This window comes from Mesorhizobium sp. CNPSo 4670 (assembly GCF_057784235.1).
This window is the reverse complement of record NZ_JBWJFQ010000007.1, coordinates 137,368-150,332: the sequence shown is the minus strand read 5'-3', so window position 1 is coordinate 150,332 and position 12,965 is coordinate 137,368. Positions and strand designations below refer to the sequence as shown.

Genomic DNA, 12,965 nt, shown 5'->3' with positions numbered 1-12,965 from the left:
TGGATCGACCGACCTGAGCATCGATGCGGCTCGACATAGGCTTGGTTGCCTGCCGGGTCATCGGCCCAGAGCGCGGCCACGAATGGGCCAGATGCCGTGGCCGCCAGCGGGATGGGCTGATGGGTGCCATGGCTCCGCGCATCGTCTCCGGCGGGAGGCTGCAAACGGGGGTTGCATTTGGCAATGGAATGGCAAGGATCGTCTTCCTGGGACGGGATCGAGGGAGAGATCAACATGAAGTTTCTGGCGACAGTCTTTTCGCGGCAAGGTTTTGCCATCCTGTTCCTGTCGGCAATTCTTGCCGCCTGCACTGTCGTCGTCGATGAGGGACCAGGGCCGCGTCCGCGTCCGCCACGGCCCGAACCGCAGTATTGCAGCAGGCAGTACGAGCCGGTCTGCGCCCGGCGCGGCGGCGACCGGCAGACCTTTGCCAATGCCTGCCTTGCCGACCGGGCCGGCTACCGCATCGTGCGCGACGGTCCGTGCCGCGACGGCGGCGGTGGCGGTGGCGAAGAGCAGACGTTCTGCACCCGCGAATATGCTCCCGTGTGCGCGCGCCGCCATGGCGAGCTGCGCACCTTCCCCAATGCCTGCGAAGCCCGCGCCGCGGACTATCGCGTTATTGACGGCGGGCCGTGCTGAGGGATCTGGGCGTGTTTAGCTTTTTCCCACAAAGGGAAGGGAAAACCGAGGCGTTCGCTCACACCTCCGCTGGATACGCTCCGTCGGCCGGGCCAGCGTAAAGCTCGCTGCCGTCTTCGTCGGAAATGCGCAGGCGATCGGGGATTTGCGGCATGGCCAGCGTGTGGAACAGCGCGGTGGCGCCCTGGAGGGCGGCGCGCAGGTTCGGCGCTTCCAGCGATACCTTGTCGAGCGTCGCTTCGTCGGCGTCGCGCGACCGGTAGAACTCGATGACGAAGTTCAAGCACGCCTCCGTATGCGGGGTGTGTTGCGCAAGCGTGTCGTGTCAGTCCGTCACCTCACAAAGTGGGCGACGAGCGACGCACGAGGCGCCCCTGGGCTGTCAGCCCTTCGACTTCGGCTTCAGGCTACTCTCGGCCTGCTTGACCGACGAGCCGAACGGGGAGGCTGGCTTGGCCACGACCTTGTCCTTCTTCGGCTTGCGCGCCTCGCGATTGCTTCGCTGTTGACCCTTGGACATGTCGTGCTCCTGTTGCGTGTTGGCGTGGCTTTGCTGGGCGGCGCTCAGACGACCGGATGGTCAGCAACAACCGGGTTGTCAATAACAACCGGGTTGTCGGCCGGTTCGAGATTGTCTTCCGTGGTGACCCGCTCATGGGTCTCCTGTTCGCTGCGGATGCGGTATTGCGGCGAGCCGTCCTTGACCGGCAGCCTGCTCTTGATCTGGAACAGTTCCGCGGTTTTCTGGACGAGGCCGGTGCGGCTCTTCATGCGGACAGTCTGACCGATCGCAAACTGGTGCGAGGGCGTGTCGGTGCGCGGGCGCGCATTCTGCTGGAAACGGATCATGCTGCATTCTCCCTGTCGCGCTTCAGCGCTGTTTCGAGTTCGAGGTAATCGATGGCGACAAGCTGGCTGGTGGTCGGATTTTTCACTGCCCTTGCCGGCAGATGGATGAAGGTGGCGACGCGGCGCCAGGCAAGCCGCGACATGCCCTCGATCACCTGTTCGTCGTGATCGATATCGTAGTCGCCGGCCGGCAGTTGTCCTTCCAGTCCGCCGAGCACGAAGGGTGCCGCGAAATGGGCGATGGAGTGGGTGGTGCGATCGGTCATTGTCGTGCCTTGATGCTTCCGCAACGGCCCTGAAAAGCAAAAAAGCGGGGACGAGCCCCGCTTTCCTATTTCCGGCAATCGCTGGAAATAAGCCGCTTTCGAGAGCTGCCAGTACATCCGTGGTCAGCGTTCATCGAATTCGGCCGGATCAGATCAATTGCAAATTGGCGGCCGATTCGCGGCCCTTGGTGTCACGCTCCAACTCGAACTGCAGCTTCTGGCCTTCGGCGAGGCCAGGAAAGCCGGCGCGCTCCAGCGCGCTGACATGGACGAAAACGTCCTTGCCGCCATCGGTCGGCTGAATGAAGCCGAAGCCCTTCTGGCCATTGTAGAACTTTACGGTTCCGGTGTTCATGTCGGTCTTTCGAGGGGTGAGAAGCGGTCGCGAAACGCGGCCAGTATCGGTGATTTGGAATGAGATTGGCGGGTCGTGAAGCTCTGACGCGCGAGGTGCCAATTCTACCCAAAGCGATCCTGTACACATAGGCCTTTGCCGCAATTTAATCAAGGCGATTTAAAATAAAATCGGATTTCGTTCAAAAAATTGCTCGCTGTAACTTTCAGAAAAATGATGATACAAACCCGGCGATTTCAAAAATTGTTTGAAGAGAGGCGGGAACATTTCTCCCGGTATTTTCAGTTTATTTATGTATGGAAGGACGAGACCTCATGATCTCCGAAACAACATCGGCAGGAGCCACAGTTCCGATCGGGCCATTGGTCAAACCAGCGATGGCAAGGCCCATCCTGTCGCCGCGGCTGACCGTCAGAAGTGACGAAGCGGCAAGGCGAAGGGTAGCCGATACCGATGGAACGCTCCGGCGTGCCAGGCAGGTCGCGGAGACCAACCGGCTGATTTGATCGCTTCTACGCTGACGGACACCAAGCGAGCCTTGAACCTGAAGCGCTGATGGCCTAGATCGGTTCATCGTTTCACTGAAACGCCGAACCGCTCTATCTCCTTGTTTGGCGCAATTCCGGACGGAAGACCGTTTCATACCTTTCCTGGAATTGCTTTAGATCGCGGCCGGCGGAAAAACACGGCAGGTTTCCCATTAACAGAGATCAGAGAAGAGCGGCGGGCGCGGGAGCCAGATCTGGCGCTGGAGGACAGCCACCGCTGGGGCTGGACCAGTATGTGCAGCAGGCCCTGCAGCTGCACCAGGCCGGGCGACGGCAGGAAGCCGAGGCGCTTTACCGTCAAGTACTGGCGCGCAAGCCCAATCACGCTGCCGCGGCGCATTTCCTTGGCCTGCTGCTTCACCAGACCGGGCGCAGCGAAGAGGGGCTCGATCTCATCGAACAGTCGGTGAGCCTGCAGCCCACAAATCCTGATTTCCTCAACAATTTCGGTACGGTGATGCGCGATCTCGGCCGCATCGCAGCCGCCATCGATTTCTTTCGCGGTGCGGTGGATATCCGGCCGGACCAGCTCGCGGCGCGCGACAATCTTGGCTCGTCGCTGAAGCAGCTCGGCCAGTTCGAGGAGGCCGAAGAGATCTATCGCGGCACGGTCGCTCGCAATCCCTTCCATGTCCGCGCCCGCATCGGACTTGCCGAAACGCTGCAGGAAGCCGGACGTCTGGACGAGGCGCTTGCCGTCTTCCGCGAGGCGCTGACCATCCGGCCGAAGGACGCAGACCTGCTGCACGGGCTGGGCGTCGGGCTGATGGAAAAGGGCAAGCTCGATGAAGCCGCCGACCTGTTTCGGCAGGCGCTGGCGGTCGACCCCGGCATGGCCAGGGCCTGGCTGATGCTGACGCAGGTCAAGCGCCAGAAGGAGCGTGACAGCGAACTGACCAGCATGGAGGCTCAGCATAACAAGGCGCCGCAGGATAGCCTGGCGCGCATGCAGCTGTCTTTCGGCCTCGGCAAGGCCAATGACGATCTGAAGGATTATGGCAGGGCCTTCGACTATTTCGCCGAAGGCAATGCGATCCGCCGCAAGGGCATCAACTACGATGCGGCCAGGACGCGCGCCGAATTCGAGGCCATGAAGGCAACCTTCGATGCCGGCTTCTTCGAGAAACACAGGCCCAGCTCGATTGTCGACGACACGCCGATCTTCGTCGTCGGCATGCCGCGCTCCGGCACGACGCTGATCGAGCAGATCATTGCCAGCCATCCCCAGGTCTATGGCGCCGGCGAGCTCGGTATCCTGAAGACGGCGGTAGGCAAGCAATTTCCTCTGACCATGAAGGGCGGCTTTCCGGCCGGCATCGCCGATATGCCCGACAAGGCTTTCGCCGAGGCCGGCGAAGCCTATCTCGACATGCTGCACGCCCGCTATCCCGGCTTCAAGCATGTCACAGACAAGATGCCGGGCAATTTCCTGCTCATCGGCTTCCTCCATATGATGTTGCCGAAAGCCAAGATCGTCCATTGCGCCCGCGACGCGGCGGCGACATGCCTTTCGATCTACAAGGTGCATTTCCGCGGCGACAGCCATCGCTACGGCTACGACCTCGGCGAACTTGCCGATTTCCACAACCTCTACACCGACATCATGGCGCACTGGCATGCCGTGTTGCCTGGGGTGGTGCATGATGTGCGCTACGAGGATTTCGTCGCCGACCAGGAAGGGCAGACACGGGCGCTGATCGCCCATCTCGGCCTGCCGTGGAACGATGCGGTGCTGTCGTTCCACGAGACCGACCGGCCGGTGCGCACGGCGTCCGCCGCGCAGGTGCGCCAGCCGATGTATCAGGGCTCGGTCGATCTGTGGAAGCGTTATGGCGATCGGCTCAAGCCGCTGCTGGATAGATTGGATTAGCGCGCGGGTGGCAGATTAACCCCCAGCTTCGTCATCCACGGGCGGAGCAGCCGCGAAGCAGCGTCGCGAACACCCGAGGATCCATTCCGGGACCTCGATCGAGGATGCAGCGGAGCGGAATTCTTCATCGTTTTCAATGCTTTAACGTAACGGCATGGATCCTATGGTCTGCGCCGCGTCGCTTCGCTCCTTGCTCCGCCATAGGATGACGAAGTGATGGGGGCTCAGTTGCTCAAAGCTCGATGAAGGGCCGGAAGCCGCCGAAGATCATGCGCTTCATATCGAACGGCATGGGCCCCCAATCGGGTGTCAAACGCGGGTCGGCCATCACCTTGGCCATCACCGCGTCTCGGCTTTGCCTGGATTCATAGGCTGCCCAGGCGAAGACGACGATCTCGTCGTCAGTTGCCTGAACGGCACGCGGAAACGAGGTGACCTCGCCATAGGGCACGTCGTCGCCGATACACTCGACATAGGCGAGCGCACCGTGTTCCATCCATATGGGGCCTGCGAGGTTGGCCAGCCTCTTGTAGTCGTCGAGTTTGGCCTTTGGCACGGCAAGCAAGAAACCATCGACATAGGACATGGCATATTCCTCTTGCTGAAATCGGGCGCCGGGCCGGCAGGGATGCGACCCGGCGCAGGTGAGCGCATCATCTCTTGCCAGCGGCAAGGCGTTGCCGCTCGAAGATTTACTTCACCGGGGCGTTCATCGCCCAGGCAACACCAAAGGGGTCACGCAGCTGGCCCCAACGGTCGCCCCAGAACATCACCTGCAGCGGCACCACTTCTTCGCAGCCGGCGTCGATGGCGCGCTGCCACCAGCTTTCGATGGTGTCGTCCTGGAGATGCAGCTGCATGGTGTAGCCCTGCGGGTTCTGATGCGGGTGGCCGTGCTCGGGGTAGGCGTCGCCCAGCATAAGCGTCGAGCCATTGATGTAGAGATGGATGTGCATGGTGCGGCCTTTTTCGTCCGGCGGATAGGCAAACACCTGCTCGGCGCCGAAGGCCTTCTTGTAGAATTCAGCCGCCTTGAAGGCTCCGTCCACCTGCAGATAGGGGGTCAATCCGCCGAGCACCTTCGGCGCGGGCTGAACGGGGGTCTGGTCAGTCATGTCTTGCTCCTCTTTGCGTTTGGCTTGGCCTTGCGAGCCATAGGACGCATGAGCTGACGGCAATCCTACAGGGCCGTGAAATTTTTCTCGAAGGCCGGGCCCGGACAAACCGGGCAATCGGCGGAGTTGAGCGACAGTGGCAGAGGCAGGCTGGTCGCGGTCATATGACCTTGGCCGAGAAGGTGGCTGCGCGGCGGCTGTTCTGCGCGTCGAAGAGTTCCGGAAAGCCGATGTCCTTGCGCAATTCGGCGGGCAGCGAGAGCAGGATGCGTTCGCTGCGATGGCGGGCACGTGCCGCCGCATATTGGGTTGCGATACGACCGATGGATGAAAGGACCGACATGATATGCTCTCCCTGGGTTGGCGCCGGCATCATCGTGTCGGCATCCCAAGGACGCGGCAGGTTCAGACGATCCGACAGAGCGCCGAAATTATTTCAGAGGACCGAGGCGGCCAGCGCGGTGTCGTAATACTCCACCATCGCGATGATCTTGCCGTCGCGTATCGTCCAGAAGTCAGCGGTATGCATGACAAGCTCCTGGCCGGTGGTTCTGCGCGTCAGATGGATTTCGACCTGCGCCGCAACCTTGTCGCCACCGTCGATGTAGTCCATCGGGACGAAGCTCCGGTATTCGAAATCCTTGTCCAGCGACATGAGGCGGTCAAGGAATTGCTGTTTGCCGTTGCCTGCCGCGATGAAAGGTGCATGCGGTTCTGCGACCCAGCGGAAGACGACATCGTCGGAACAGTGGCCCAGCGCGCCCACGATGTCGCGTTTTGCATAAGCATCATAAAGGTTCTTGACGACGTCCATCCCGCGCATGACCGTTTTCCTCCCTCGGTTCGCGAGGTGTCAGGATGCGCCTTTTTCAGGCGATGGAAAAGTATTATTGCGGGCTAATATTTCCTTGTGGGCCAGCACTATTGGCAGTGTCGGCCCGCGTGTCTGTATTGTCGTCAATTCGATCCCTCCGCTACGGTACTGAAGAACTCTTCCGGGTCCTCGACTTCGGTCAGCCGCCGTTTCTCGAACAGCCAGAAGCGGTTGCCGATGGCGCGGATGAAGGAGCGGTCATGCGAAGCGAGCACGCAGCTTGCCTGATGCGCCAGCAGCTCCGCTTCCAGCGCTTCCTGGCCGTCTATGTCGAGATGGTTGGTCGGCTCGTCGAGCAAGTAGAAATTGGGGTTGGCGAGCCTGAGCGCCAGCATCATCAGCCGCGCCTTCTGACCGCCGGACAGCACGCCAATCCGGCGCTCCTGCATATCGATGCCGACGCCGGCGCCGGCGAGCAGCGAGCGGACGCGCTGTTCGCCGACATCGTAACGGCGCGAGACCATCGCCAGCGGCGTGTCGTCGCCGCCGATGCCCGACAGCGACTGGTCACTGTAGCCAAGCACGGTCGACGGCGTCACCTTCACGTTGTGCACCGTCTCTGGCTCTAGGATGGCGTTGCGGATCAGGGTGACGAAGCGCGACTTGCCGACGCCGTTGCGGCCGAGCAGGACAATGCGATCGCCCTGGCAGATATGGCGCTTGCCGGTCCTGAACAGCAACGTGCCGTCCGGTGTTTCGACAGCCGCATCGTCGAGCGTGATCAACACCTTGGCGTGGGTGCCGCGATTGGCGAGCTTGATCGCGCCGGCCGATTTCTCGCGATGCGCCGGGGCAGCCGCCTCTTCCAGGCGCTCGGCGCGCTGATTGAGCTGCTTGGTCTTGACCGTCAGCAAGTCACTGCCCGAATTGATGCCGATGTTGTTGAGCTTGGCGGCCTGCCGGCGCAATTGCTGCGCCACCTTCATGTCGCGCTGGAACTTGCGCTCCGTCGAGGCGTCGACGTCGTCGAGCGCCTGCCTGGCGCGCGAGTAGGGCAGGGCAAACACCGGCGATTGTTCCGGGCGCAGGAACAGCGTCCGGTTGGTGGTGGCGTCGAGGAAGGCGCGGTCATGGCTGGCGATGATGACGGGCACCTCGCGCGGCAGCGTGTTCAGCCAGCTTTCAAGCTGGCTGATCCTTGCCAGATCGAGATGGTTGGTCGGCTCGTCGAGCAGCAGTACATCCGGATCGGTGACCCAGACGCGGGCGATCAGCGCAAGCCGCTGCCAGCCGCCGCTCAGCGCCTGCATTTGCCGTTCGCGCATAGGCTCGGGCACGTCGAGCGAATCGAGAACAACATCGACGCGCCACATCTCGCTTTCGGCCTGTTCGGGCGGCAAGGCGTCGGCCACCACCTGGTGGAACGTCCGGTCGAGAAGGGCTGATGCAACGGACTGTTCGACATGGCCGACGCGCAGGCCGCGCGTGCGGGTGATGTCGCCAAAGGTCGGCTCCATCTCGCCGGTCAGGCATTTCAGCAAGGTCGACTTGCCGCGGCCATTGGCGGCAACGATGCCGAGCCGATCGCCGGAGCCGATGGTGAGGTCGAGATTGGCAAAGAGCGGCACACTCATGGTGACGCCGAGGGATTTGAGGCTGATCAGGGCCATTTTGATTTCTCTGGTCTTGCCGGAGGAAAACTCCGGTTCAATGCACTTTGACGGTGCGCGTGCTGGCCATCAGGCTCGGCGTTGCAACACCACGAAGGGCAGACCAAAAAATCGAAGCGGGAAAAACCCGGACCGTCCCTGGTCAGCCCTGCAAGCTAGCTCGCAGGGCAGAAATCGGGCCACGCTGACGATGGTGACGAAAAAACGCAAACACGTGAGCCCCCCTTTCAAGACGTTTGAGTGCGGGAGATGACTACACCAAGGGCGAGGCCGATGGCAAGGCTGCCGCTTTCACCCGGCGCGGGAACGGATCGAGCACCAGCACGCAGCCGCCGATGATCGCCACCGCGCCGAAGGCCTGGATGATGGTCAGCGACTCGCCGAGCATGACCGTGCCGACCAGCACGGCGATCACGGTCACGGCGAACTCGACACTGATCGTCCTGGTGGCGCCGATGCTGGCGACCAGGCGGAAATAGACGACATAGGTCATCGCGCTCATGACGCAGGCAAGGATGGCGAGATAGAGGAAGTCGATGGCGCGCGGCATCGCCGGCACCGGCACGGCCAGCAGCAGCGGCAGCGTCATCAGTCCGCCGAAGAGGAAGGCGGCGCTGGTGAGTTCGAGCGAGCCGGCCGAGCGCAGATGGCGGTTGGCATAGTTGCTGCCGAAGGCTGCCGAGAAGGAACTGAACAGCGATGCGGCACAGCCGATCGCGAAGGATGCGGTGACGGGCAATGCCGGAAAGCCGACTAGAATGATGATACCGGCGGCGCCGAGCAGCAGCCCGGCCAGTCCGCGAACGGTGATGCGCTCGAGCCCCCACAACTGGCCGATGATCATCGAGAATAGCGGGATGGCGGCAACGAGGATGGCCGCCATCGCCGTGCCAATGCGGGGGGTGGCATAGGACAGGCCGATCAACTGGGCAGCGACCGTCGTCGCGCCGACCACGGCGAAGTGCGACCAGCCGGCGATGAAGTCGAGCCGGCGCCTCGTTGCCACCGCCAGCAGCAGAAGCGTGATGCCGGCGATCAGCGAACGCAAGGTGACCGCACCGATCCAGCCGAAGGCATGCACCACCTTGAGCAGCACCAGGAACGACAGCCCCCAGGTGACGGCCAGGAAGACGTAGGCAACGATGTCTTTGGACTTCATTGTGTGGGGCGCCGCGGGGCTTGCAGGTGGAATCGGAGAAGCTACCTCGGCCCGTATCGTTTCGACCGGCAACTGACAAGGGCAGGCGCATGGTCCAGCAGGTGCAACACCCGGATCAGACAGGTCTCAAATGACCACCGCCTAATCCATATTCCTTGTCGAGGTCGAGCAAGAAATGTCCGAAAACCGTGCTTGTACTCAGGTCGACAACGACCACGAGAATGGCGTTGAATCTGCCGGTCCCGATCAAGACCTGATCAAATCGGTTTCGAGCGTCTCGGTAGACATGTCGAACGTCATTCAGATAAGGCACGCCGATCTCATCAAGATCTAATGCTTCGACATAGGGCCATATGTCGACAGCCGCGGTTGCGGCGTTGGTGACTTCGGTCATTGGCGAAACGAAGCAGGCCTTGAACTCTTCTTCATCGAGTCTGCGAATGACGACCATCAACTACTCTACGCGACGGCATTCGAAGTCCGCAACCGATTGAAACCTTAAGCTCAAACCGGCTTGCAAGTCCCCGGCTGCAGTATCCTACTTCCCCGGCCTGCCCGTCTTGCCTGGCCGGCGCTTCTCGCGGCGGGCGTCGCCCTGATCCTCGTAGGAACCGATGCCGGCCCGCTCGCGCTTGACTGGTTTGTCGCCCTCGATCGGTGTCTCGGTCCGCCGCACCGTCATCTCATCAAGCGAGTTCTTCTTGAACAGCGGCTTGGTCGGCTCACCGGGAATGCCGAAGTCGGAGCCATGCGCTTCCTCGGCCGACTGTTTCTTGAACAGCGAGCGCGACACGGCGCCGGCAGGCGTCGGCATGTCGGTGCCTGGACCCATGGCGTCGAGCGACGGCTTGCGGAACAGGGCGGATTTGACGCGATCGTTTGCGGTCCCCTCCGGTTTGCTGACTGCCAGAACAGGGATGTTTCCCTTGTCGTCGACCGTCCTGTGGATGGCGCGGCCCTTGTTGTGCTTGCCCTTTTCGCGGCCCGAAACCGGGCTTTCCATGTCGGCATATTTGGCCAGCGGGTCTTCGGAGATCGACAGTTCCATCTCGCGCAGCCGCTTGATCTCGTCACGGATGCGGGCCGCCTTCTCGAAGTCGAGATTGGCGGCGGCGTCGCGCATCTGCTTGTCCATGGCGTCGAGATGGGCCTTGAGATTGTTGCCCATCATGGCGCCGGCGCTGTCGGTGAACTGCGAGATGTCGGCGCGGACATGGTCCTTCTCGTAGACCGAGTCCAGGATGTCCGAGATACGCGACTTGACCGATTCCGGCGTGATGCCGTTGGCCGCGTTCCACTCCATCTGCTTTTCGCGGCGGCGGCCGGTCTCTGCCATCGCCCGTTCCATCGAGCCGGTGACCTGGTCGGCATAGAGGATGACCTTGCCGTCGACGTTTCTGGCGGCGCGGCCGATGGTCTGGATCAGCGAGGTTTCCGAACGCAGGAAACCTTCCTTGTCGGCATCGAGAATGGCGACGAAGCCGCATTCGGGAATGTCGAGACCCTCACGCAACAGGTTGATGCCGACCAGCACGTCGAAAGCGCCGAGGCGCAGGTCGCGCAGGATCTCGATGCGCTCCAGCGTGTCGATGTCGGAATGCATGTAGCGCACGCGGATGCCTTGCTCGTGCAGATATTCGGTGAGGTCCTCGGCCATGCGCTTGGTCAGCACGGTCACCAGCGTGCGGTAGCCGGCCTTGGTGGTGTCGCGGATCTCGCCGACGACATCGTCGACCTGGGTCTTGGCCGGGCGCACTTCGACCGGCGGATCGATCAGCCCGGTCGGGCGGATGACCTGCTCGGCGAAGACGCCGCCGGCCTGTTCCATCTCCCAGCCGCCCGGCGTTGCCGACACGGCGACGGAGAGCGGGCGCATGGCATCCCATTCCTCGAAGCGCAGCGGCCGGTTGTCCATGCAGGACGGCAAGCGGAAGCCATACTCCGCCAGCGTCGCCTTGCGCCTGAAGTCGCCGCGATACATGCCACCGATCTGCGGCACGGTGACGTGGCTTTCATCGATGAAGACCAGCGCATTGTCGGGAATGTACTCAAACAATGTTGGCGGCGGATCGCCCGGCTGGCGGCCGGTGAGATAGCGCGAATAGTTTTCGATGCCGGCGCAGGAGCCGGTAGCCTCGAGCATTTCCAGATCGAAACGGGTGCGCTGCTCCAACCGTTGTGCTTCGAGCAGCCGGCCGGCGCGCTCAAGTTCCACCAGCCGGTGCTTGAGCTCTTCCTTGATCGACTTGATCGCTTGGTTGAGGGTCGGGCGCGGCGTCACATAGTGCGAGTTGGCGTAGATCTTGACGCTCTTCAACTCACCGGTCTTCTGCCCGGTCAACGGGTCGAACTCGGTGATCGCCTCGATCTCGTCGCCGAACATCGAAATGCGCCAGGCGCGATCCTCAAGGTGGGCCGGGAAGATCTCGATCGTGTCGCCGCGCACGCGGAACGAGCCACGCACGAAGTTGACGTCCTGGCGCTTATACTGCTGGGCGACGAGGTCGGCGAGCAGAGCGCGCTGGTCGAGCCGGTCGCCGATCTGCATCTGGAAGGTCATCGCCGTGTAGGTCTCGACCGAGCCGATACCGTAGATGCAGGACACCGAGGCGACGATGATGACGTCGTCGCGCTCGAGCAGCGAGCGGGTTGCCGAATGGCGCATGCGGTCGATCTGCTCGTTGATCGAGGACTCCTTCTCGATGAAGGTGTCGGTGCGCGGAACGTAGGCCTCCGGCTGGTAATAGTCGTAGTAGGAGACGAAATACTCGACGGCGTTTTCGGGGAAGAATTTTTTGAACTCGGAATAGAGCTGTGCGGCCAGTGTCTTGTTCGGCGCCAGGATCAGGGCAGGGCGCTGCGTCTCCTCGATCACCTTGGCCATGGTGAAGGTTTTTCCGGAGCCGGTGACGCCGAGCAGCACCTGGGTGCGATCGCTGTTGTCGACGCCTTCGACCAGGTCCTTGATTGCCGTCGGCTGGTCGCCAGCCGGTTCGAAATCCGACACCATCTTGATCGCGATGCCGCCTTCGGATTTTTCCGGACGGGCAGGGCGGTGCGGCGTCCACAACACGCCATCCTTGTGCAGGGGATTGCCGGATTCGATCAGTGCTGACAGCGCGGCCACCGTGGCGGTGACGCCGCTCGAGGTCATCGTCTCGGCTTCTTCCAGCGAAATGTCGAGGCCGGCGACCGGGTTGAGGCCGGCGGCCGTGCGCTCCCTGGCTGTCGCTGCACCGCCCATCGAAGTGCCGCGCGCGGTGCGCCCGGGCGAAGACGACCGCTCGGGGATCTTTTTCGACGGCTTCGGCGATTTGCCGCCGTCGCTCCTGCTGGTGAGGCGCCCTTCTTTTTCGGCTTCCTGCTCGATCTGCTCGGCCCAATCAGCGATCGAACCAGTCAGCTGCGTGCCCGACAGTTCGGCCTGCGGCATCTCGGCAAAGCCGCCCTTGTGCAGCGGCTCTGAGGCGTCGAGGAAATCGGTCAGCGGGCTGCGCCGCTTCGGGGCGGCGCGGTCGTCACTCGCCGTCGGCGGCGTTTTTTTGTCGGGGGATTTGGCCATGTCCCGAATATGGGATTTCCTGGCCAAAATGGAAAGAGCGCGGTGGGGAGAGGCGTATCGGACAACGCGGCTCCTGACAGTAGGCTGTCAGGAGCAGGGCAGAAAGTGCGGCCGA

Annotated in this window: 15 protein-coding genes; 2 read left to right on the top strand and 13 right to left on the bottom strand. The window is 62.3% G+C overall.

Going from position 1 to position 12,965, the window contains the following annotated elements; genetic code table 11:
- The first annotated feature begins 234 nt into the window (after window positions 1–234).
- Complete coding sequence (locus AC0ZT5_RS14515) at window positions 235–642, top strand: Kazal-type serine protease inhibitor family protein (RefSeq protein ID WP_488496991.1); 408 nt, start codon at window positions 235–237, stop codon at window positions 640–642.
- Window positions 643–700: 58 nt separating this feature from the next.
- On the opposite strand, the gene AC0ZT5_RS14510 is transcribed toward AC0ZT5_RS14515, so the two are convergent.
- From AC0ZT5_RS14510 to AC0ZT5_RS14490, 5 genes are all read right to left on the bottom strand, one after another.
- Complete coding sequence (locus AC0ZT5_RS14510; protein ID WP_095091701.1) at window positions 701–925, bottom strand: hypothetical protein; 225 nt, start codon at window positions 923–925, stop codon at window positions 701–703.
- Window positions 926–1,024: 99 nt separating this feature from the next.
- A complete protein-coding gene (locus AC0ZT5_RS14505) occupies window positions 1,025–1,162 on the bottom strand; it encodes a hypothetical protein (protein ID WP_167365109.1) in 138 nt (45 codons plus the stop codon).
- A 44-nt stretch (window positions 1,163–1,206) separates the two neighbouring features.
- Entirely contained in the window at window positions 1,207–1,491 is a 285-nt protein-coding gene (locus AC0ZT5_RS14500; RefSeq protein ID WP_488496990.1) for a hypothetical protein, read from the bottom strand.
- A complete protein-coding gene (locus tag AC0ZT5_RS14495) occupies window positions 1,488–1,757 on the bottom strand; it encodes a hypothetical protein (RefSeq protein WP_488496989.1) in 270 nt (89 codons plus the stop codon). The genes AC0ZT5_RS14500 and AC0ZT5_RS14495 overlap by 4 nt, the downstream gene beginning before the upstream one ends.
- 148 nt (window positions 1,758–1,905) lie before the next feature.
- Window positions 1,906–2,112 carry a cold-shock protein gene (locus AC0ZT5_RS14490; RefSeq protein WP_023809797.1) on the bottom strand — a complete coding sequence of 69 codons (207 nt, stop codon included), beginning with the start codon at window positions 2,110–2,112 and terminating at the stop codon, window positions 1,906–1,908.
- Between the two features lie 783 nt (window positions 2,113–2,895).
- On the opposite strand from AC0ZT5_RS14490, the gene AC0ZT5_RS14485 reads away from it, so the two are divergent.
- On the top strand, window positions 2,896–4,530 hold the full coding sequence (locus AC0ZT5_RS14485; RefSeq protein WP_488496988.1) for a tetratricopeptide repeat-containing sulfotransferase family protein: 1,635 nt from the start codon (window positions 2,896–2,898) through the stop codon (window positions 4,528–4,530).
- Window positions 4,531–4,762: 232 nt separating this feature from the next.
- Here AC0ZT5_RS14485 and AC0ZT5_RS14480 read toward each other — a convergent pair whose 3' ends face one another.
- The 8 genes from AC0ZT5_RS14480 to uvrB all read right to left on the bottom strand — a co-directional run bounded on the left by AC0ZT5_RS14480 (window position 4,763) and on the right by uvrB (window position 12,850).
- Window positions 4,763–5,116, bottom strand: coding sequence for a DUF1428 domain-containing protein (locus AC0ZT5_RS14480; protein ID WP_488496987.1), 354 nt, complete (start codon window positions 5,114–5,116; stop codon window positions 4,763–4,765).
- 106 nt (window positions 5,117–5,222) lie between these two features.
- On the bottom strand, window positions 5,223–5,645 hold the full coding sequence (locus AC0ZT5_RS14475; RefSeq protein ID WP_457153410.1) for a VOC family protein: 423 nt from the start codon (window positions 5,643–5,645) through the stop codon (window positions 5,223–5,225).
- A 160-nt stretch (window positions 5,646–5,805) separates the two neighbouring features.
- The gene (locus tag AC0ZT5_RS14470) at window positions 5,806–5,988 is read right to left on the bottom strand and encodes a hypothetical protein (RefSeq protein ID WP_095091704.1); all 183 of its coding nucleotides are present in this window, start codon (window positions 5,986–5,988) and stop codon (window positions 5,806–5,808) included.
- 93 nt (window positions 5,989–6,081) lie between these two features.
- Window positions 6,082–6,468: a nuclear transport factor 2 family protein gene (locus tag AC0ZT5_RS14465; RefSeq protein ID WP_477396167.1), complete on the bottom strand. Its 387-nt coding sequence runs from the start codon at window positions 6,466–6,468 to the stop codon at window positions 6,082–6,084.
- Window positions 6,469–6,602: 134 nt separating this feature from the next.
- Window positions 6,603–8,129 (bottom strand): ABC-F family ATP-binding cassette domain-containing protein, encoded by a 1,527-nt coding sequence (locus tag AC0ZT5_RS14460; RefSeq protein WP_488496986.1) that lies wholly within the window; start codon window positions 8,127–8,129, stop codon window positions 6,603–6,605.
- A gap of 253 nt (window positions 8,130–8,382) precedes the next feature.
- Window positions 8,383–9,288 carry a DMT family transporter gene (locus AC0ZT5_RS14455; RefSeq protein WP_488496985.1) on the bottom strand — a complete coding sequence of 302 codons (906 nt, stop codon included), beginning with the start codon at window positions 9,286–9,288 and terminating at the stop codon, window positions 8,383–8,385.
- Window positions 9,289–9,403: 115 nt separating this feature from the next.
- Window positions 9,404–9,739 (bottom strand): hypothetical protein, encoded by a 336-nt coding sequence (locus AC0ZT5_RS14450; RefSeq protein WP_488496984.1) that lies wholly within the window; start codon window positions 9,737–9,739, stop codon window positions 9,404–9,406.
- An 87-nt stretch (window positions 9,740–9,826) separates the two neighbouring features.
- Window positions 9,827–12,850, bottom strand: a complete 3,024-nt coding sequence (gene uvrB / locus AC0ZT5_RS14445) for an excinuclease ABC subunit UvrB (protein WP_488496983.1) — start codon at window positions 12,848–12,850, stop codon at window positions 9,827–9,829.
- Window positions 12,851–12,965: the final 115 nt, after the last annotated feature.